The organism is Streptomyces rishiriensis, assembly GCF_030815485.1.
Classification (GTDB): domain Bacteria; phylum Actinomycetota; class Actinomycetes; order Streptomycetales; family Streptomycetaceae; genus Streptomyces; species Streptomyces rishiriensis_A.
The window spans coordinates 296,920-318,036 of sequence record NZ_JAUSWV010000001.1 but is presented as its reverse complement, the minus strand read 5'-3'; the positions used below and the strand labels follow the sequence as shown (position 1 = coordinate 318,036).

General features: G+C 64.7%; 18 protein-coding genes. 9 read left to right on the top strand and 9 right to left on the bottom strand.

Annotated features, from left to right (window positions below; all coding sequences use genetic code 11):
- Positions 1-285: 285 nt before the first annotated feature.
- The 3 genes from QF030_RS01615 to QF030_RS40440 all read left to right on the top strand — a co-directional run bounded on the left by QF030_RS01615 (position 286) and on the right by QF030_RS40440 (position 3,897).
- Positions 286-531 (top strand): DUF2630 family protein, encoded by a 246-nt coding sequence (locus tag QF030_RS01615; protein WP_307160819.1) that lies wholly within the window; start codon positions 286-288, stop codon positions 529-531.
- Positions 532-1,319: 788 nt separating this feature from the next.
- Positions 1,320-2,681: an FAD-dependent oxidoreductase gene (locus tag QF030_RS01610; protein WP_307160818.1), complete on the top strand. Its 1,362-nt coding sequence runs from the start codon at positions 1,320-1,322 to the stop codon at positions 2,679-2,681.
- A 655-nt stretch (positions 2,682-3,336) separates the two neighbouring features.
- Complete coding sequence (locus tag QF030_RS40440) at positions 3,337-3,897, top strand: 4-hydroxylaminobenzoate lyase (protein ID WP_373428712.1); 561 nt, start codon at positions 3,337-3,339, stop codon at positions 3,895-3,897.
- Between the two features lie 176 nt (positions 3,898-4,073).
- Here QF030_RS40440 and ilvC read toward each other — a convergent pair whose 3' ends face one another.
- The 5 genes from ilvC to QF030_RS01580 form a co-directional block, all read right to left on the bottom strand.
- Entirely contained in the window at positions 4,074-5,075 is a 1,002-nt protein-coding gene (gene ilvC, locus QF030_RS01605) for a ketol-acid reductoisomerase (RefSeq protein ID WP_307160817.1), read from the bottom strand.
- Positions 5,076-5,693: 618 nt separating this feature from the next.
- Positions 5,694-6,161, bottom strand: a complete 468-nt coding sequence (locus QF030_RS01595; protein ID WP_307160816.1) for a nuclear transport factor 2 family protein — start codon at positions 6,159-6,161, stop codon at positions 5,694-5,696.
- 325 nt (positions 6,162-6,486) lie between these two features.
- Positions 6,487-7,365, bottom strand: coding sequence for an alpha/beta fold hydrolase (locus tag QF030_RS01590; protein WP_307160815.1), 879 nt, complete (start codon positions 7,363-7,365; stop codon positions 6,487-6,489).
- Positions 7,366-7,484: 119 nt separating this feature from the next.
- On the bottom strand, positions 7,485-8,204 hold the full coding sequence (locus QF030_RS01585; RefSeq protein ID WP_307160814.1) for an alpha/beta fold hydrolase: 720 nt from the start codon (positions 8,202-8,204) through the stop codon (positions 7,485-7,487).
- 173 nt (positions 8,205-8,377) lie between these two features.
- Positions 8,378-9,241, bottom strand: coding sequence for an alpha/beta fold hydrolase (locus QF030_RS01580; protein ID WP_307160813.1), 864 nt, complete (start codon positions 9,239-9,241; stop codon positions 8,378-8,380).
- 475 nt (positions 9,242-9,716) lie between these two features.
- Between QF030_RS01580 and QF030_RS01575 the strand changes: the two genes are divergently transcribed.
- Together QF030_RS01575 and QF030_RS01570 are read left to right on the top strand one after the other, a co-directional pair.
- Positions 9,717-10,604, top strand: coding sequence for a 3'-5' exonuclease (locus tag QF030_RS01575; RefSeq protein WP_307160812.1), 888 nt, complete (start codon positions 9,717-9,719; stop codon positions 10,602-10,604).
- A gap of 720 nt (positions 10,605-11,324) precedes the next feature.
- Positions 11,325-12,122, top strand: coding sequence for an alpha/beta hydrolase (locus QF030_RS01570; protein WP_307160811.1), 798 nt, complete (start codon positions 11,325-11,327; stop codon positions 12,120-12,122).
- Positions 12,123-12,415: 293 nt separating this feature from the next.
- Here the strand turns inward: QF030_RS01570 and QF030_RS01565 are convergent, their stop codons facing one another.
- The gene (locus tag QF030_RS01565; protein ID WP_307160810.1) at positions 12,416-13,345 is read right to left on the bottom strand and encodes a hypothetical protein; all 930 of its coding nucleotides are present in this window, start codon (positions 13,343-13,345) and stop codon (positions 12,416-12,418) included.
- Between the two features lie 462 nt (positions 13,346-13,807).
- On the opposite strand from QF030_RS01565, the gene QF030_RS01560 reads away from it, so the two are divergent.
- Complete coding sequence (locus QF030_RS01560; RefSeq protein ID WP_307160809.1) at positions 13,808-14,254, top strand: transposase; 447 nt, start codon at positions 13,808-13,810, stop codon at positions 14,252-14,254.
- Between the two features lie 329 nt (positions 14,255-14,583).
- On the opposite strand, the gene QF030_RS01555 is transcribed toward QF030_RS01560, so the two are convergent.
- On the bottom strand, positions 14,584-14,742 hold the full coding sequence (locus QF030_RS01555) for a DUF6087 family protein (protein ID WP_307160948.1): 159 nt from the start codon (positions 14,740-14,742) through the stop codon (positions 14,584-14,586).
- Positions 14,743-15,371: 629 nt separating this feature from the next.
- On the opposite strand from QF030_RS01555, the gene QF030_RS01550 reads away from it, so the two are divergent.
- From QF030_RS01550 to QF030_RS40435, 3 genes are all read left to right on the top strand, one after another.
- A complete protein-coding gene (locus QF030_RS01550) occupies positions 15,372-16,724 on the top strand; it encodes a hypothetical protein (protein WP_307160808.1) in 1,353 nt (450 codons plus the stop codon).
- Between the two features lie 159 nt (positions 16,725-16,883).
- The gene (locus QF030_RS01545; RefSeq protein WP_307160807.1) at positions 16,884-17,036 is read left to right on the top strand and encodes a helix-turn-helix domain-containing protein; all 153 of its coding nucleotides are present in this window, start codon (positions 16,884-16,886) and stop codon (positions 17,034-17,036) included.
- A 1,094-nt stretch (positions 17,037-18,130) separates the two neighbouring features.
- Positions 18,131-19,105, top strand: coding sequence for a DUF4232 domain-containing protein (locus tag QF030_RS40435; protein WP_373428711.1), 975 nt, complete (start codon positions 18,131-18,133; stop codon positions 19,103-19,105).
- Positions 19,106-19,482: 377 nt separating this feature from the next.
- On the opposite strand, the gene QF030_RS01540 is transcribed toward QF030_RS40435, so the two are convergent.
- Positions 19,483-19,977 carry a hypothetical protein gene (locus QF030_RS01540; protein ID WP_307160806.1) on the bottom strand — a complete coding sequence of 165 codons (495 nt, stop codon included), beginning with the start codon at positions 19,975-19,977 and terminating at the stop codon, positions 19,483-19,485.
- 805 nt (positions 19,978-20,782) lie between these two features.
- Positions 20,783-21,097 carry a GNAT family N-acetyltransferase gene (locus QF030_RS01535; RefSeq protein WP_307160805.1) on the bottom strand — a complete coding sequence of 105 codons (315 nt, stop codon included), beginning with the start codon at positions 21,095-21,097 and terminating at the stop codon, positions 20,783-20,785.
- Positions 21,098-21,117 lie beyond the last annotated feature (20 nt).

Sequence of the window (21,117 nt, the reverse complement as noted above, 5' to 3'; positions counted from 1 at the left end):
CGCGCCGTCTGCAAGGCTGACGCCCGCGAAGCGAGAAGCGAGTCTCGCCTGCCTGGCAACAATTTCGCAGCCACGCCCCCGTCGAAACCGGCCCGACTGAGCGGCACCCCCTTGGCTCCCGCTCACTGCTCGCCCTCCGAGATCGTCCTCTGCGGGAGGCCGCGCTCGAACCGGTGGGCGGTGACAACAGCTTGTCCGCCCGTCCATTGCCCTGTTCCATGCCCCGCGACGCGGGAGCTTCCTTTCGTCCCCGGCCTGAAAGCCTGGGCGTCTTGAGGAGAATCAGTGAACGAAGACAACATCTTGAGCCGGATCGCCGCACTGGTCGATCGTGAACACACGTTGCGCGGCCGCCGGGAGGCCGGCGCTCTGGACGAACGCACCGAGCGCCAGGAACTGCACGCGGCCGAGGTGGAACTCGACCAGTGCTGGGATCTCCTCCGGCAACGACGCGCGAAGCGGGACTTCGGAGAAGACCCCGACGACGCCGTCCCCAGGTCCGCTTCGGCCGTCGAGAGCTACTTGCAGTAGACGGATCAGGACTGGCGGGCCATGACGGCGGGTGCAACGAATCGGGGCATGCACGGATCAGGTCGGCGGAGATGTTTCTCAGCTGCCGGCCAGTGCGGAGTCTTCCTGGTCAGGTCCTGCTCAAGCCGCCCTTGGCGCCTTGGCGGTGGGCACGGCAGATGGTCTCGTGACAGAGAGGAGATGCCGCTCGGGACGATGAAGCCAGCGCGTCCTGAGATGGTGGCGATCTGCTCCGGGGCTCCACTCCAGGCCCAGTGCGCTCCATACCTCGGGCCCGCCTTCTCACCACCCGGCGCCGTCAGCCCAGGTGGGGCCTGAACCCCTGAACCTTCCTTCGCCGCGATGCGTTGTAGTAGCGACCCTGGCCGTCGCAGCAGCGGCAGCGAGCAAGGAGCAAGTGACAGCAGGCGATGCGGCAGCGGCCGGCGCGACCACGCCAAGAGCGATGCACGGGATTGTTCCGAAGCGCCACACACCGCATCTCATCCAGTTCCCGCGAGGAAGTGTGCTGATCGTGACACGCGGCGGGCAGTCCCCACCTACGTCGGCGCTCGTCATGCGGCACGCGTCCATGCCCGGGAGCGGGCCGATCTCCAGCGTGCCCGCGACCGCCGCACCGGTCCCCTCCCCGACGCGCGCAGGAGCTCGGCAGCGGGAGATGACTTCCCGCGGTGCGGTGTCCGCGCTGTCGCGTCTGACGGTGCTGCCGAGCTCCCGTGCGACAACAACGAAAGGTGTCTTTCATGCCTCATGAAGCTGTTGGATCTCAGATTTCGAGGCGGAGCCTCGTGACCGCGGCCGGCTTGGGCGCGGCTGCGGTGCTGACAGGCATCGCGGTCGGCGCGAAGCCCGCCCATGCCGCGACGGCAGTGTCCACACGGCAGCGAGTCGTGGTCATCGGAGGCGGTATCGCCGGCGTTGCGACCGCCTGGCTGCTCGACGGCCGGCACGACGTGACACTGCTTGAGGCGGCACCCTCGTTGGGCGGTCACGCGACCAGCGTGCCTGTCGACGTCGATGGTCACCACGTGATGGTGGACATCGGAGCACAGTTCTTCGGGCCGTACTCCCATCCGATCTACAACAAGCTCGTGACGTCGGTTCTGCAGGTCCCCACAGTGCCGAATCAGCTGGACAACACTGTGTTCCAGTACGGGGTGCCGACACCCCTCATGGTGTCGCCCAGCGCTGACCGGCCCATCACCGATCTGCTGCAGTACCTGCCGGCACTGCAGGCAGTGGCGGAACTGATGGACAGAGCCAGAGATCTCGAGGCACGCCGAGACTGGAGCACCACCGTCGCCGACCTCGTCGAGGCGATGTCGGTCGACGAGACGCTGAAGGAAAGCTTCGTCTATCCGTACGTGGCCTCGGTGAACGGCGCCACGATCAGTCAGGCCAAGGAGTTTTCGGCGCGGGCGGCGCTGGCGCTCGCCGTCCGTCCGCTCGTCAATGACAAGACCGAATACGTCAATGCTCGCGACGGACTGCAGGCGGTCGTTTCGACTCTGGCTGACGAATGCACCAGCGTCACCACGCGGGTCAACACGCGGGCCGTCGCACTTCTCCGTAGCGGCGACTGCTATGAAATCACCGACTCTCAGGGGCGAGTCCACCTTGCCGACCAGGTCGTTCTCGCCCTGCCCCCCGAGCCCGCCGCAGCGCTGGTGGCGCAACTGCCCCAAGCCGAACCGCTCTTTAGCGCCTACAGCCGTTTCCGTTACATGCCGGCGCGAATCGCTATCCACCGAGACCCGATCTACATGCCCGCTTCTCCAGCGGACTGGTCTTCTTTCAACATCACCCGCGACGGTGAGTACTGCGAGGCATCGATCTCCTATGCGCGGCTGCGCGGTGATGCCCCCGTGTACAAGAGCTGGGTGCTGCACCGGCGCGAGGAGCCGAAGCAGCTCCTGGCCAGCATGGATTTCCGTCATCCCTTGATCACGCCCGACTTCATCCAGGCACAGGGGCAACTGCAGCGTCGTAACGGCGCTGACGGACTGTGGTTCGCCGGCAGCCACGTCTTCGATGTGGACAGTCAGGAAAGCGCCCTTTACTCTGCGCTCACGATCGCGGCGGAGCTGGCACCGGCGTCTGCGAACCGATTGCGGCTGGGCACGCTGCCAACGTCACCGGCCACTCCCTGACCGCTCTTCGAGCCGTCTGGCAACCTGGTGCCGCGCTGCTCGCTTCGAGCCGTCACTGAGCTCGGACGCCTTCAAGCCAGAGCGGCTCACGAGCAGGGGCACGAGGACGTCCAGTGGGTCAGGCACCAGGCCGAAGTTGTCAGGGTGAGCTGCGGTCGTGGGCACGGAACCGAAGATGCCCGCAGATTCGATAGAACCCACTCGCCCTGTCGTACGTAGCTAATGACTGGAGGACGATACACAGGGGTGAGTTGCCTGCCGGGCCACTCGTCACGGAGGGCAGCAACCCCTGAGCCTCCCCTCGCTCCGGCAGTGCACGGTCGGAGCGAATCTGGCCGTGGCCCGGTCATCGCCGTCCGACCTGCCGGGCCACGGCACGATCCGACGCTTCAACTTCCACCCTCGGGGAAACGGCGCGAAGCGCAGCGACGGTGCGGTCATCGATTCCCTCACGGCCAGACCCTTGCCACGACGCGTTCGGCGAACCTCTCGGGAACGTCACCACCGACTCGGAGACAGTCGGCGAGGCAACTTCCGAAGCAGAGGCTCACGACCAGGTACACGTCGGCGTCCACGCGCACGGAACCGCGCCGCTGCAGAGCTCTGAACGCGAGTAGCAGCTCCTCGCGGCGAGCTGCACGCCGAGCTCGCGCAGTTGCTCCATGAGGCCGGGCGCTTGCTCCACCTCCGCCATGAAATCGGCGCAACGACAGACACGGACCGGGCACACCCGTCTACGACGACCTGGCAACGCCTGGTATCCGGCGGAGTGCGGGGCGGCTGGCAGCCGACGTCGAGGTCGACGGCCCCAAGTGCCGGCGCAGTCGAATCGCCGAGTCTGGTCCCGAAGCTGCCTTGCTTCAGCCTCACCGCGGTGTACAGGGAAAGCATCGAACGTTACCGCGGGCAGTACCACCAGTCTCCTTACGGAGAACTTCACCTCGTCGTGCACTGGGCGACACGTCTCCTGGGTGCCAGGGGCTGGTGCGGCGCAGGCTGGACCGCCCCCGAACCTGGCAGTCATCACTATCCCGAGGCCGACGGCGGCGCCCTGCCACCGGCTCCCTGGCAGCCGTGGTGGGACGGTATCGGGATGCCCAGGGGTGCACGTGGCGGTGATCCGGTGTCGACGGGCCGCGGTCAGGTCATGCACCCGGCCTGGCGATCTCGGCGAGAATCCCGTCCAGCAGCACGTAACGGGCATGGGTGGACCTGAGTGCACAGGTCGGCCCGGGGACGGCTGCGCCCAGACGACCGGCCACCGCGTCGACCCAGGTATCAGCGGTATCCCGGCTGATACCCAAGCCGGCCGCGAGCTGCCTCAGTGTGTCGTTCTCACCGGTGCGGTCAACGCACGTCGAGAAGGGAGAGGGCCGACAATGCCGATCACCTTCACGCTGACTCCACCCACGACATGAGCTTGCGCAGTTGCTTGCCGGTGGTCTCCAGCAGGTGCTCGGAGTCCGCGTCCTTGTACTCGTTGTACTTCTTCAGACCGCCGTGGTACTCGTCCATCCAGTTCTGGGCGAAGGTGCCGTCCTGGATCTCGGCGAGGACCTGCTTCATCTCGGCCTTGGTGGCGTCGGTGATGATGCGCGGGCCGGTGATGTAGTCGCCCCACTCGGCGGTCTCAGAGATGCTCCAGCGCATCTTCTCCAGGCCGCCCTCGTACATGAGGTCGACGATCAGCTTCAGCTCGTGCAGGCACTCGAAGTAGGCGATCTCCGGCTGGTAGCCGGCCTCGACCAGGGTCTCGAAGCCCGCCTTGACCAAGGCGCTGATGCCGCCCGCGAGGACGGCCTGCTCACCGAACAGGTCGGTCTCGGTCTCCTCGGTGAAGGTCGTCTTGATGACGCCGGCGCGGGTGCCGCCGATGCCCTTGGCGTAGGACAGGGCCAGCGCGAAGGCGTTGCCGGTCGCGTCCTGCTCGACAGCGGCCAGACAGGGGACGCCGCGGCCCTCCTCGTACTGGCGGCGCACCAGGTGGCCAGGACCTTTCGGGGCGACCATGCAGACGTCGACGCCGGCCGGAGGCAGGATGAAGCCGAAGCGAATGTTCAGTCCGTGGGCGAAGAACAGCGCGTCGCCGTCCTTCAGGTTCGGGGCGATGGACTCCTCGTAGACCTGGGCCTGGATCGGGTCCGGGATGAGGATCATGATGACGTCGGCCTCGGCGGCGGCCTCGGCCGGGGTCACCACGCGCAGGCCCTGCTCCTCGGCCTTGGCCTTGGACTTGGACTTGGAGCCCTCGTGCAGACCGACCCGGACGTCGACACCGGAGTCACGCAGCGACAGGGCGTGGGCGTGGCCCTGGCTGCCGTATCCGATGACCGCGACCTTGCGGCCCTGGATGATGGACAGGTCGGCGTCGGCGTCGTAGAACAGCTCGGCCACTTTGGGTTCTCTCCTCGAGTGAAGGCACATTTCAGGGTCTTGGTGGAAGGCAGACGGGTCCGAGGGCAAGGGCGCGGACAGTCGACGTGCGGACCTCTTCACCCAAGTCGCTCGACCCTCCCTGCATCACACGTACCGCAGCCGCCGGCCGGTTCAAAAACGCTGGCGACCCGCGGAGCCGGCCGGCCCTCCTGATCTGGAGCGAGTGGACCTTGTCTGACACGGCTGTCGGGTCGCCGGTCGTCCCCTACCGTGACCCGGTTACGGCGCCGGGTGGCACCGAGATTGACGTTTCACTCGTAGAAGCGGGGCTGCCTCCGTGGACAGCACTCTTGGAAGCCTGACGTCGTCAACACCAGCTGAGATGGGACAGCGAGAGACCAGCGTCACACGCGCGGTATTGCTGCCTCTCGGGGACGTGACTTCGCACGCTGTGCAAGTGCGTTCCGAAAGAGGTGGTGCGTGCTGCTTCTCGTTCCGCACAACGCGCCTCAACGGCGATCCTGGCGTAGTCGTGGACGGCCCGCTCGCCCTACCTGCGGACGGTGTTGTGCCGCTGCCGTGCAGTCTGCGCAGAAGGCGCTCCACACCCGCCGGCCCAGCTCGAGGCGGGTCCTTCTACAGGCCGAGTTCGGAGAGTCCGGGGTGATCCGCTGGACGGGGGCCCTGCGGCCAGAAGAACTTGCGTTCGGACTCGCTGATTCGCAGATCGTTGATGCTGGCTATGCGCCGTCGCATCAGCCCGTCCTCGTCGAACTCCCAGTTTTCATTCCCATATGCGCGGTACCAGTTACCCGAGTTGTCGTGGAATTCATAGGCGAAACGGACGGCGATACGGTCGCCGTCGAACGCCCATAGCTCCTTGAGCAACCGGTAATCCCTTTCTTTATTCCACTTCTGGGTCAGGAACTCGAAGATCTGTTCGCGGCCCCGAAGGAAACTTGCACGGTTTCGCCATTCACTGTTCGGTGAGTAGGCCAGGGCTACCTGCTGCGGGTCCCGGGAGTTCCAGGCATTCTCTGCCTTGAGCACCTTCTCTACGGCGGACTCATGTGTGAAAGGAGGTACGGGGGGCCTGCTCGGCATATTGGGCTCCGAAGAATTGGATGATGAACCGCGCGCCCAGCGTCGATGGGGGCGGCTGTGAGCGGCGCGGCTGCCTGCCAGTCCCCGTCCCGCGGAGGAGCGCCCCTGGGCGGCGCACCTCCGCGGATTGGCTGCCTGGCAGGGACGACGTGTCGGATGGCCATGGTCGCCATACAGCAGGCCCCGGCCGTTCTGTCGGTTTCTGAGGATGCCCGGGGACCTGGGTCGGCAAGGGCCCCGGGCGACGGCTGAGCCTCGACCGGTGAAGAGGTGCCGGGAAGTATCCGTACACCGCGGTCGGCAGTGTCCCGTTGTCTTGATGCCGTCAGACGATGACTCGCCCCAGGAAGTCGCGGATCAGGCCGGCGATCTCGGGCCCGTGGGACTCGAGAGCGAAGTGGCCCGCGTCGAGAAGGTGGATCTCCGCGTCGGGCAGGTCACGCTCATAGGCGCGCGCTCCGGCGGCGCCGAAGATCTCGTCGTTCTTCCCCCAAGTGATCAGCGTAGGAGGCTGGTGCTTACGGAAGTACTCCTGGAAATCGGGGTACCCAGGGAGATTGAACTGGTAGTCCCAGAACATCTGCAGCTGTATTTCCTTGTTTCCCGGCCGGTCCATCAGCGCCTGGTCGAGAGTCCAGGTGTCCGGGGCGATCCGGTCCAAGCGGTCGGCAGGGACACCGTGCGTGTACTGCCAGTGTGTCTTCTCGGCCGTCAGATATTCGCGCACAGCTGCTTCGTTGGCCGGTCGGTCCTTGGCGTGTGCGAAGAGAATGTCCCAGAAAGGCGTGAAGCCTTCCATATAGGCGTTGCCCGACTGAACCAGGAGGGCCGTCACCCGGTCCGGGTTGCGGCTGGCGATGCGCAGCCCGATGGGGGCTCCGTAGTCCTGGATGTACAGGGCGAAATTCTGGAGACCGAGCTGGTCGATCAGTGCCAGGGTGATGGTGGTCAGATTCTCAAACGAGTACTCGAACTCGTCGACGGGGGGCGCGTCGGAGAACCCGTATCCTATGTGATCGGGAGCGATGACATGGTAGCGGTCCGCAAGTTCGGGAATCAGATTCCGGAACATGTGAGACGAGGCAGGAAAACCGTGCAGAAGCACCACGGCCGGAGCGGCTGGATCTCCTGCTTCACGATAGAAAACCTTGACACCATTTATGGTGGTGGTGCGGTGCTGAACTACCGGCTTGCTGTCGGTCATAACGTCTCCTGGGAGGGGATGGATCGGCCTTTTTCTCTTCCGGGTCGGTTCTTCGAACCGCCCACTCGTAAGCTGGAGCTTCGCTCTCTTCCCATGCTTTGCTTCGGGTTCTGACGACGTCACCGGGGCACGGAGGCGAGTGCCTCACGGATCACCCTGACTACTACCGCCGGGTTGGCGTGCATCACGAGGTGGGAAGAGTCGACCTCGGTGACCTTGGCCTGGGCGCGCTCATATCCGAACCGCTGTACCTCGGGGTTGATGGCCGTGTCGGCGGACGCGACGATTCCCCAGGCGGGGTGGTTCTTCCAGGCGGCCGCGCCGGCCGGCTCGCCGAAGGCGACCCCGGCGAGCGGCCTCTGCGAGACGGCCAGGACACGCGTGAGCGCGGTGTCCACATCGGCGGCGAAGATTTCAGGGAACCTGGCGACGTCCACCGAGACATCGATGCCCGGCTCGTCAGAGCCCGCGACAGGGAAGGGCGTGTAGACCAGAGCTTCGGCCAGTGGCGAGTCGGGGAAGCGGCCCTGCAGCTCACCGAGGCTCTCGCCCTCATCGAGGACGTAGGCGGCCAGGTACACCAGTCCCACCACGTTGTCCTCACGTCCGGCGACGGTGATCACCGCGCCGCCGTAGGAGTGCCCGACGAGGAGCACTGGCCCCTCGATCTGCCGGACGATGGAGGCGACGTACGCCGCGTCGCCTGCGAGGCCGCGATTGGGTACGGCGGGAACCACTACCCGGGTGCCGTCGGCGAGCAGCTCGGGGACGACGCGGGCGTAGCTGGAGGCGTCGGCGAAGGCTCCGTGGACCAGTACCACGGTAGGCGTGTCGGACATGGCTTCTCCTTCGTTCAACCGCCGGTGGCGGTCGGGGAAATACGCCGTCCGGCGTATCCGTGAGATGGAGGTCTGTGCTCCTTGCGGGAGCTCGTGTCATCACTGAAGTTAGACAAGTGCAGTGGATGACCGGTGACTGATCTGTGAACCACCCAGGCGGGCGAGGGCGTCCATCACAGATGCCTGTCCAGAAATCCCCGCACGAGAGGCACCACCTCGTCGAGAGCGCTCTCGAGCAGGAAATGACCACCGTCGACCAGGTGGACTTCGGCGTTCGGCAGGTCGGTGGTGAACGCGAGCGCCCCAGCCGGCCCGAAGATCGGATCGCCCCTTCCCCAGATGGCGAGCAGTGGAGCCTGCCGCTCGCGGAAGTACCGCTGCACCTCGGGGTAGAGCGCCAGGTTGGTGGCGTAGTCCCGAAACAGCGCGAGCTGCGCCCGGTCGTTGTCGGGCCGCGACAGCAGGTCGTGGTCGTGGGTCCAGGTGGTGGGGTCCACCAGGGTCTCGTCGGTCACGCCCGCCAGGTACCGCCAGCGGGTGAGCTCCAGGGTGAGCGCCTCACGAATGCCGGCTTCGGTCCGGGGGATCTGCTCGCGCCAGTAGTCGCGCACGGCAGTGAAGAACTCCGGCTGCAGGCCCTCGTCGTACGCGTTGCCGTTCTGGGTGATGATCGCGGTGACGGCGGCAGGTGTCCTCAGGGCGAGCCGCCACCCGATCGGGGCGCCGTGGTCGTGGACGAACAGGCAATACCGCTCGATGCCGAGCTGCCGAAGAAGAGTTGCCGTGATGTCGGTGAGCGAGTCGAAGGAGTACGTGAACGTGTCGGCCGTCGGCGCATCAGAGAGTCCGAAGCCGACATGGTCGGGTGCTACAAGGTGCCAGCGGTCCGCCAGCCGGGGCAGGAGGTGCCGGAACATCAGTGAGCTGGAAGGAAAGCCGTGAAGGAGCAGCACGGTGGGACGGTCTCTCGGCCCGGCTTCCCGGTAGAAGATCTGGTAGCCGTTGACCACGGCGTACCGATGATGAATCCTGACCATGCTTTGCGCCGCCTTCGCCCGGTGTGCCCGTTTCCGAGCATGATCACTAAAACGTACGGGCCCGCTGTGGACGAATTGTGGAACCGTGCGGCAGTGCGGCGGCCGTACGGCGGCTTCCCGGCTCAGCCCACGAGGATCGCGGCCGCGAGACGGTCGCCTCCCGGTCAGGTGACCGGCCAGGATCTCGGGATGTGGCCCGGCCTGCGGACTCGACCGAGCGTTACGCGCTGCACATCGGCACTGACCACCTTCGTGGGCACGCAGCGGACACCCGCTGCCGACGACCGTCGTGGTGCTGTCGGCCCGGCCGGTCGGGCCCGCGCCGCGGCGCTCGGCACCGGGCCCCGCCACTTCACTTGCCGCGCACCGTTATTAGACGATCCGTCAAGAACTGATACTGCTCAGGGCACGTTGCACTCCTGAGAAGCGGTGATCCAAGGTGGGCTTGCCGCCGACACCAAGTTTCGGAGTGGCTATGCCTGTTGCATTCGAAAAGCAGCTTCCGGCGACTGTCGCCGATATCGAACATCTGGGAGAGATGAAAGACGTCTTCGTCCGTGACGTTGACGGCCGGCGAGCGGAGTTCGTTATGCCAGTCGGCACCGAACGGCCGACATGGGTTGTCTATGACGGTGCAGCATACATAGGGATAGTGCACATATGGCGGGGTGACGGTCAGCCCGTATGGCGAGTTCAGTCCACTGGAGAGTCATTCCGGATTCTGGACGATGCGGTGCGCGCACTTCGTCGCCCGGCATCGTGGAGCGAGGACCGCGCACAATCTGTCCGGTGGGCAGCGAATATGCTCGCGGACAACTCGCTGGTCGTTATCAGTATGAAGACCACTGATTTTAAGGCTGCCCTGACGATGCAGATCGCTGCTGCAACTGCAAGCGGTACGATACTGCTCGATGAAGATATTAGATTTGAGTCGGTCGACGACCCTGCATCCACCAGCAGGAACGGCACAGGATCAGTACGAGCTGCAACAGAATCAACACTCGCACAGATTTTGCCCCGGCTCTCCAAGGTGCTTCAAGGTCACACGCTGGTATCGTACGACTCGGAATCCGATCGCCGGGATCTTGAGCGGGAGTTGACTCGGCATTTTGGCTCATCCGATGCTGCTGCTGGTTGGCTCGGGCAGGCGTGGTGGGAGGACGCTATACAGCAATATGCGATATGGCGCGGACTGTGGTCTCACAAGGATCAAACTTATCTGAATGTGCCGTCGCATGACTGTGAAACAGCAGTTGCCGGTTGTCAATCGCTCCTGGCAAAGCTCAAAGAGATGACCGCGCCTCCCTTCCGCGAACCCTACGGATCTTTTGACTCTTCTGACGTGCAAGAACCCGTGAGCTAAGAGCCCACTGGAAGCAGGTATTTCTCCGTCTCACGTGGACGGCCAGCGCACGAAGGAATGGCGTCTGCTGAGCGACTCTGTGAGTGCTTTTCCGGGTGCCAGGCGGTCCTTCTTCATGGACGCGTCGCTCCCAGCCACCACCCGAGGCGTCACCCGATCGGCGTGAGAGGCCGATGATGACGGTGGCGAGGCGTACGGGCCGGCCAAGGAACCTGGGCGGCACGGTCAACGCGAGCGGAGCCCGGTCAATGGAGACCGGCCTCGCCGCGTGACGTGCACCCCGGGGGGCGGCGGGAAGCCGGCTGCTGACTCCGGTTCGGGTTCGGAGCCTGTGCCGAGACCACCTACCGCTCGTGACCGCGACGCACGCGCAGGAGGTACTCGCGCCGGACCTTCCGTCGAGTCCGGTGCTCGGTATCTGTCGTTCCACCATCACTCGAGCGATCGATGAAGCGCGACCGCTGCCGACGACGTGGCCGCCGCACCGGAGCCCGCGACGTCCGTCTGCCGATGCCCGCCGGGCCCGTCGACCAGTTAAGTGTGAGCGGTCAGGCCGCGATCATCGGCAGCACGGCTTCCGGACGCGGCCATCCAACGCTCGTACGTGTCGCGGTTCAGGGTTCTTTCACTCTCCATCCACCGTGCACTTCTAGATTCTCCACTCATGAGGGTCCTGCCCCAAGCAGCACGTACCCACCCAGTGAGCGAGGCCGAAAACCCATGACTACGTCCGTTGTCTTCATTCACGGTTTGTGGATTCACTCCGTCTCGTGGCTGCCCTGGCGCCAGCTCTTCGAGGACCGTGGATACCACACCCTTGCGCCCCACTGGCCGGGTGACAGAGACACCGTCGCAGCAACACGCGCCGACACCGGACGACTCCTGGACGTCGGCGTCGACGAGATCACCGACTCCTACGCACAGGTCGTCAAGGACCTGCCCAACGCTCCGATCGTGGTCGGTCACTCCTTCGGAGGGCTGATCGCGCAGAAGCTCCTGGACCGTGGTCTGGCTGCCGGCGCCGTGTGCCTCTCGCCCGCACCCATCAAGGGAGTCAGGGCTGTGCCGCTGAGTCTGCTGCGTTCGAGCTTTCCCGTACTCAGAAGCCCCGCCAACAAGCGCAGAACCGTTGCACTGACAGAACGCCAGTTCGCCTACGCGTTCGGCAACGCAATCTCGTCGGAGGAATCCGAACAGCTGTACAACGAGCTCACGATCCCGTCCCCAGGGCGGCCGCTCTTCGAGGCGTCCACCGCGAACTTTCGCAAGACCTCGCCGACCGCGGTCGATACCCATCGCGGCGACCGCGGACCTCTGCTGCTGATCGCCGCGGGCCAGGACCACACCGTGCCGTCCGTCGTCGTCCGAGGGGCCCATCAACTCTACGTCCGCCAAGGCGCGCCGGCCGACCTGCGTACATACGAAGACCGCGGTCATAGCGCTCCGTTCGACCATGGCTGGCTCGAAATTGCAGAAGACACACTCGCCTGGCTCGGTGAGCACGACCTGAAGCCCTGACCGTGCCGACCAGCCACCCGGATACGGAGACAGGGTACGGAGGACTCTGCGGACAGAGACGATCAGGGACCCAGGACGGAACGATTCCAACGCCCGGCGCCGCGCAGCGCGTCCGATCGTGCCGTCCAGCCCCGCCCGGCCTTGGACGAGGACGGCTCCGGCGGGCACCAATCCCATGCCGACCGTTGAGTGCATGCTCCGCTCTGTGACGCCTGGCAGGGTCAGTACGAGCGCACTGTGCGCGCCGCGCGAAGTCCGGGCCGTGTCCTCGCCCGATGTCTCGGGTACATCATTCACCTGTGAGGCCGTGCAGCGGCCGAGGGCACAGGACTTCTCGACGTATCGTTCCGTCCGGCATGAGCAGCCCGCCCGCTGTCCCTGTCCCTGTCCGTGCCGGGCACGGTCATTGCGGCAGCCTTGGGGACGTAGAAGTCTCTGGCGATAACAGGCCTAGGAGGCCTGTTCGATGGCATTTTCTCAGAACGAGCAGTGCCTTCTGCGGGCCTGGGCCGTACACGTGGAACGAATCGCTTCACTTGGCTCAGCAATCCATTGAGTTTCCTTGATACTCCATTCAGAGTATTATCCATCTCGGCTCTGGCGCTCAGCAATGTACGCGTCTCTTCGTGCAGCACTGTCATGAACGATTCTGCGTTTTCGCGCAGATCTCCCATTGCCTCCAGATTGCAGTGCTTCAACCTGGAGACCCCGTCCTCATGCCGCTTGTGAAAAATCTCGGCTTGCTTCACGACATTGCTGCGCGCGGTCTCGGTGACCACTTGCAAGGTGCTCATTGCGGTATCCATCGTATTCTGTGCATCGCTCACGCCCTCAATGACTGAAATCACCGTCTCTTCCGGTGCATGTCCGGCTGCACCATGTAGGCGGGAAATTTTCTTGTCGATATATTCCGCATCGAAAATCTTTTTGTTTTCTTGCAGCCAGTGACTTGCCTGCATGTCGACTGCCTTGTGGATTTTCGAACTCACCGCGGCGGCCAGTTCTGTCGTGTACTGCGCGAAGTCCTTTACTGCTCGCGCCATCTCGATCGGTGGGGCCACGCTGTTCGGCATCGATGAATCAATTGGAGTGGGATGGGTCAGTTCTGTGATAATTCCCTTCACGTCGACGGGTCTTCCGTCGAGTTCGTGTGGTTTCCGGATCCTTTGGTCATTCTTCCATGCGCGAATGTTGTCGGCTATCCTCTGTTCAAGGTTTCGCATTGTTCTCATTCTTTTCTTGAGGGGCGCGGCTGACGCCGATCCGGGGGGGGCGGATGTCCGTCCCTTCATCAGACGTCTGTAGAGCCTTTCGGGTTCAAGGCCTCACCATCGCTCCGAGCGCCGTATGCCTGGCTCACATATCCGAAGAGCGCCAGAACCGCCGAACAGCGGGCGCTGATCAGCGTGATGTCTCCGCGGATGGGGTACTCCAGCACATGCGAGCGGCCGTCGGTCTCCCGTGCCTCCTTGCCAGATCACGGCGTCGGAGCCGTCCTGGACAGCTCCGTTCACCGGGTGAGCCCGCGTCAGTTCGAACAACGTGATTACCGCGTTGCGGCGCGAAGGGGGCGGATCCGGTCCGCAAGGGCAGGCCCTGGAGCCTGCCGCTGGAGAACCGGGCTGCCGGCCGCCGCGTACTGGCGCACCAACCTCCCCCCGCCCCAGCTCGCCCCGTTGTCCGGGGTGTCGAAGTCCGCGGCCGACCGCATCATCGACCACCTGGGCCCCACGCTCGCCCTCCAGCGGCGCAAGCGGTTCCGCCGCGACGCCGTGCTGATCGTGGACGGAACCCTCGTTCCCACCCGGGACCACAGCATCGCCGAGCAGTCGACCAGCTACCGGTACTCCACCGACCACCAGGTCGTCATCGACGCCGACACCCGGCTCGTCGTCGCCGTAGGCCGACCGCTGCCGGGCAACCGCAACGACCGCAAGGCGTGGGAACTGTCCGGCGCGAAGGACGCCGTCGGCAAGACCACGGTCATCGCGGACGGCGCTACCGGGGCACCGGCCTGGTCATCCCGCACCGCCGCGAGAAGGGCCAGGCCGAACTCCCGGCCCGGAAGGAGGAACACAAAGCCTCACACCCCAAAGCCCGTGCCCGCGTGGAGCACGTCTTCACCCGGATGAAGGGCCGGAAGAGCCTCCGAGACTGCCGCCTGAAAGGCGACGGCGTCCACCACGCCATGCTCGCCACTGCCCGCCTGCACAACCTCGTCCTTGCCGGATGAGATTCTCCGGTCAGTTCGCGGGACATTCTGTTGGTCATAGCCCGGTTGGGGGTCAGCCCGGGGACGCCCGCCTGTGCCTGTCGGCAGGTACGAGCCCGCCGTTGTACGGCGGCCCGTACCGGCCCAGGACCCGGTTCGGTACGAGCCGCCGTTGTACGCGGCGGCCTGTACCGGCCCAGGACCCGGTTTGGCCCGCGACTTCACCGTCCAGCCCGTGGGTCGCTCAGGTCAGGCCTGCCAATGATGGGCACTGGGTGTCTGTTCGTTGACCCACCGCTCGGCGTCCGCGAGGGTTGCGGCGGTGCCCGCGGCTTCGTACGAGAATCCGTTCCATTCCTCCAGCGCCCTCGGCTCCCCGGGGCGGAGGTGACCGCCGCCGCCGTGCAGCGGGGGGTGCCGGCGGTCGAGGTCGAGCGGCGGGCGGCGCCCGGCAGTGTGTTGAGCCGACAGACAACGAGGGCGGAGTCGATCCGGGCCGCTTCATTGAGGGCCTGCTGATCGCCGAGTTCACCGTCTCCGTCCTCGAACCCGGACCACCGTCATTGCCCGCGGCCTCACGCGACGACCGCCACGCCGCCCCGGCCCAGCGCTGACGGCACCGCGTTCTCGCGCCGCCGCAGGACGACCCGACCCGCCTGTGGAGACCTGCGGAGATCGACGCCCACTCCGGCGACATCACCCTGCACACCATGTAGCGGCAGCTGTCCCTATGGGCTGACACCGGGCTCATCCACAAACTCGGACCCGGCCTCTGCACAGCCACAACCTGGACCTCAACACCATTGCCGCCGACTGAAAAACACGCTGACTTCCAGCCTTGGGCGAAGCCCAGCCAGCAGGCCGTCACGTACCGCATCGCGGCGATAGAGACGAGTCGCACCGAACTTCTGCGGAGCCGCATCCGTAGTACCAGCAGAAACTCTCGACAAGCCTGTATCCCTTATGAGCAGGGCTCCTGCAGGGCAGCGGGGCGGGGCCGAACCCGGCACGCCATTATCACGGAAAAGGGAGTACCGATGCGCGATTTTGTGGAAGTCATAGAAAATTTCGAATTTGAAAGGGATGCGAACGGGCGTCCTCTCATACCAAGTACAAGCGCACCGAATGACATAGGTGCTCTTGCGCGACTATTGGTCGGTGCACGGGTCGACCACCTGGGTAGCGTTGACAGGAATCTTGATCATTACCAGGTGGAAAGCCTTAGAGTGAAGGGTTTCTCCATCGTGGCGCACGGAGACAGGCAGGCATTAGCGCACGATACGCAGACGGAGTCTGAATATGCGCGCCACGTGAAGGACCTGGCGGTCGCGGCCTTCATTAGGAGTTATCCATTTGCTAAGGACGACTACGGGCGTCCCAAGCTGCCACCCAGTTCTTATCATGTAAATGGCATCGATGTCGGACAGATCCTGTACAGAGCGAAAGTGCGTGCAGCAGGGAAAAAGGATCCGAATTATGTTTCGCTGCTACCTGAGGCGGCAAAGGCCCTGAGAGAGCGAAATTTCAACGTAATTGCGATCGGGGACAAACTACTGCTGCCAGAGGACACACCTACGTCTGGAATGCCAACCACTCGCATTTCAGGTGTGACTCAACCCTCCATGCCTCAAACCCGCATCTCCGCCCCGGTCGGGCCCGAGCCTTTCGTGCCCTCCTACTCGGGATTCCGCCCCGTACCCCCGGTCCATCAGCACTCCCCGACGGCGACGGCTGGAGCAGGTCCATCACGACATGAACCGGTGGCTCGGCCTGTCCCCACGCCTGTCCCCACGCCTGTCCCCCCGGCTGTCGCCACGGCCTCTGTTTCCGGTGTCGTGCAGTCGGAGCACCATTCTTTGCGGCAGTGGGCTCTCGCGATGCAAAGTAATATGCGTTTTGCGGCAAGAATGTACTACACCCGCCTTCATGTATCGACAGGGATTCCTGGGCAGGACACTTCGCGTCCGCACTACCACGAGTGGGGCAAAGTGCAGCCGCATCTCTGGACGCAGCCGCAGTCCATGCAACTGCTCAGTGAATGGCGAGAAGAGTTGAAGAGCGGTGCGGCGTCCGACAAGGTGCTGCTGGATTATGTGAAGGTTATTCAGCAGCAGCGAAGTGCGGCGCGCCCGGCATATGGCCAGGCGCCCCGGCGGGAGGCCGCCGGCTCGCGGCAGCAGGATATCCATGGGCAGGAACAGCCGATGACTCCCGGGGCGTCGGCCTACGCCTCGTACGCGGCAATGCTGGCAACCCCCTCGACCCCGGGTCATGCCCCCACTTCGGGAACCGGAACATCCCAGCCGCAATATGCCTGTGCGCCAGCGGGTGCAATGCCGATCCACGGGCCCAGCAGCACAGGAAATTCCTACGGTCAGCAGCGCCGGTAAGGCAGGAAGCGGTATTCAACGGCTGCGGTGTCGTCGTATTCCGGCATCGGCTGCGGGGCCGCTCACCGTGGGCCGCTTTGGGACGGCGGCGGGTGAGTCTCATTCCTGCTGTGCCGTAGGGCGAGGCGGGCTGGTCACCTTGTGTGATGACGCCGCCGTGTGACGGCTCAGGCTCTGGTTCAGCGGTCGCGGATCGTGCTGGAGTGCGCCGACGGCCACTCGATCATGGAGGCGTCGCGTCGGCTGCGGATCGCTCCGGACACGGTCCGCACCTGGCGATCGGGTGGGCACGATGCTCACCGTCACCCTTGAGGGTGAACACCGCTGCACGCTCCGGCCGCACAGCGTGCTCTCGTCGCGCTGGTCTGCCGACGCCGGTGCGACCCGTTCGCGAGGCCTCGGCTGAGACCGGATGGCGTCCTGCGCCGTCGAGCGTCACTGACTCCCCGCTCGGTCACTCGTCGGTGTTGGTGGTGCGAGCCCATCGCACGGTGACCTCTTGACACGCCCGAGCCGCTTGAGCTCCCGCATAGACCGAGGCCCGTGGGGTGCGCTGGTGCCACGAATGGCTAGTGAGGTGGCGGCCCGACCGCGACGCGGTCGAGGCCTGTCAAGATGTCCGACCCATGACATGCCAGGGTCCTCGGCGACATCCTCCGCACCGACATGCACGCCCACCGGCCCCTGTCCGACCACTCAGGGGCCGACGACCCCTTCTCCCGTTGCGGAACCGACCATCGACCTCGGTGGCTGACAACCAGGACGGCCCCGCGGACTGTGGAACATCGTCGGGTGAGAAGAGAACCGAAACGCCGCTGCATCCGTAGTAGCTGAAAAGAGCCTCCGTGAGGGCCGGCAGAAGAAAGATGACAGAGGAGGATGCGGCTTCTATGAGGATCAAAATTGCTGTGCATACAGAGGTGGAGATCGACCCGGAGAGCAGGAGGGTGCAGGCGGCACGCGCGGAACGCGCGGCAGACACCTATCGCGCCCGTGACGCTGCCTCTATTGATCGCTTCCGGATCTTGTTCGATCGCAAGTTCGGGAATCGAAGGCATGCAATGTTCCGCTCAGTAGCTCCCTCGCTGAACCACATTCCCATCAGAACGACTCCATTCAGCGAACTCATCCCGGCCTCTCTGCAGATCACCGACCCGCAGGCAGCCAGACGGGATAATGAGCGCGCGGCCGCACTGGCTTGCCTGGAGCGCGGCCAGACGCCGCCGACCGGCGCGACACCCATGCGTGTTGCAAGTTCCATGAACGGCTACGCCGTAGCGGCTGCTGCCATTCTGAAGCCAGTCACCGAGGGTCCGGTCTCGCAGAGCGAGAGGACGGTATCCTCCGGCCCCGGCCTCCCTGGTCGAGCTGGTGAACGACGTGGCCTACGGATGCGATAAATATACATGTACCGCAGTAGTTCACCGTGTGGTCCGACAAGACTTGATTTGAAGTCCGAAAAACCATCAGGTCCGCTGTGGGGCAGCCTGGCACGAGCCGACCCTGGCCCGTTCCCTTCCCGCTGTATCCAGGTCGAATTTACCGCACGGCCATCACTCGAACCGTCGGAGCGACTCAATCGCTTTGGGCCGCGTACAGCTCATTGTGGAGCGCGATCAAGGGAGATCATCTCCCGTTCGCCCGGGGCTGATAATTTAAAGAATTCCATACCGATTTCTATGGACAAGAAGGCGCGCATGAATATCGCAACCGGTCGTCGAGTTGTATCTGCTCTCGTTGTCACCGTTGCTGGGATGGCACTGACAGCGTGTGGACCGGGGAATGACGACGCTGGCAGCACCCCCAAGCCTTCGAGGGTCGGTGCTGCCGATTCGAGTGCGGATTCCCTCGCATCAAATGGTCCGCGTAACGAAATACAGGATAGTGGGGCGAGTGAAGATTCTGCACGAGACGACTCGGATGTTGACAGTACATCGCAGGGAGATGGAGATGCTGTAGCCCAGTGTGAGTCAGGCAATCTGAAGGTTGCTATGGAAAACCGTGAGGGTGGCGGCGGTATGACAAATTTCCAACTTTCCTTCCAGAACACCGGCGACAATCCGTGCTCACTCACCGGATTCCCGGGGGTTTCGTTTCGAGGACGTGACGGTGTGCAGATCGGGGACGCCGCATCTCGCGATACGAACTCCCCGGCGGCAAGGGTCACACTGGTCCCGAACGGGCACGCTGTCGCGGAGGTGCAGGCCCGCAACGGACAGTCCGGCCTGTCCGGAGCTGAATGCCAAATCAAGAGTGTGGCTTTCCTCCGCGTGTACTCACCGGGTTCGAAAGATCAGTTCAATATTCCGCTCAGCACGAACGAATGCAGCGACCACTCCGCACACGGCCTGCGCGTAGGAGCTGTCCACTCCGAACGATGACATCCGCCAAGCTTCGTCAGAGTGGTCCCCGATCGACTGACATGCGTAGCCGGCTAATTGAGTCGGTCCTGCCTTTCCAAGCAGGGCCGGCCGCAGCATCCCCAGATGGGGCTGCGCCGATACCTGCAGAAGATGCGCCAGGACCTCAGCTGCCGTGCTCGACCGGCGCCTGCTGTCGTGGACAGCGTCCGGCGAGGCTGCGGGCGGTCTGCCGAGTCGGGCCACGGCGGAGAACAGCCGCGGCCCTGACCCAGGCGGATCGCCGGTAAGAAGGCCATCCGGACCCGCTCCGCACAGCACAGCAGGAAAACCCACTCGACATCGGAGCGTTCAATGGCGCGGCAGGAATGCCTTCCCACTTCGAGAGGGAGAAAATGTCAACGCAGTCCGTCCGGCCGCGGCACGGCCGATGTGCAGTGGCAGTCGCCCCTCGTCTCGTCATGCACCGACCGGCCGCCCGCTGCCGTCATTTCCGCCAGCAACTCAAGCAGCCTCCCCTCGCTGTCCACGGTGATGTCGGTGTAGCGGCCACAGGCGCACGGCAAGATCAGCGTGAGGACGTCGGCCGCGGCCCCGTGCTCGGTGATGCGCAGGGTGTGGTGCAGCCACAGACCGCCGTCCAGCCACGCCACGGCCGACGGCTTGAAGTACCTGCCGCCGTGATCCGTGGCCGACAATCCCTGCCAGTCCGCGGGCTCCACTGCCTGGGCGATGGTGCGCGGGTAGGCAGCCCAGGCGTGGTACGCAGCGGCAGTCTCCGCGTCCTCGCGCTGCTCGATCGCGCTGGGGCCATTCACGTCGGCGGCCGTCCTCAGCAGCAACGCGAGCGGGGATTCGGGCGCATGCGAACAGGCCATGGTGATGTCAGGCATGAGTCGACCTCCAGGTTCGTCAGTGATACTCGAAGCAGGCGAGTTCCGGTTCACATGGAGTTGGCGGACGAGACATCCGGCGAAAGCAGCCGACGCGGATACCTCTCCGGCTCTGCTGCTGGTGGTCGCGGAGCCACTCGCGATCGGTCAGTCGGCACGAGGAGGAGAGCTGGTCAGAGGTACTTGCCACCCGGAGCCGATTGGCGGCTACCCGTCACCGGGGCAAAAGCATGACCCGCGAGGACCTCATCGTCATGCTTCGCGACCAGACGCCAGCATGCCGACCTGCCCGTGACGCCGTGACTGCCGAGAGGGCCTTCGTCCCTCAACGACAGAGGTCCTGGCCTGCCAGGCGGGCTCCGGCCCAACCTCATGTCAACGCCGGCCGACGCCGCCGAGTGACAACACGTCAGCCTTGGTGCGATTCCCGTGACTTCGGCTCACGCAGACACATCCACGGTGTATGAGGTGTGTGCGTCAGTGGCTGACGCTGATGTCTCCCACGGAGGGTCATTCTCCTTCATCGAGGACGGCACCGTGGCCGTCGCCCTCGACAGGACGGGCGGAATTGGCGACAGACGAGGAGCAAGGGGGCGATACATACCCCCCAAGCGCCCCCCTCACCGCCGGCCTGACCTCTCCCCCCAGACGGGAGGAGCCAGCCGGCGCGGACTACGCGGTCCCGCCCAACTGAGAGCGCCGGGGCGTCACTTACGCGCTCCGGATGCACCTGCCTGTCCACTTCGCTTCGAGGCCAACTCCTCTGCGACGAACCATGCCTTTTGGCGAAAGCGAGCGTCAACGGTCAGGCGGGGAGGTCGAAGCGTTGCCGGTCCTCGATGAGCACAAGATCGAGGTGTTCCTCGGGTTGGCGGGCGATTCTCCCGCGGACCACAGGACAGAAGGGCAGGACGGCCAGATTGCGGCGCCGGGCGTCGGCCAGTTCCTCGGCGATGAGGTGACCGGCCACGCCGCGTCCGGTGAAGCCGTCAAGGGTCTCGGTGTGGTTGAACGCAATTTTCTTGCCGGTGATCTTGTAGTCGGTGAATCCGGCCAGCCGGCCGTCCTCGAAGATCTCGTAGCGGCTGGCCTCGGCGTTGTCGCGGACAGTGCGGTTCATTGGCTGCTGTCTCCATCACG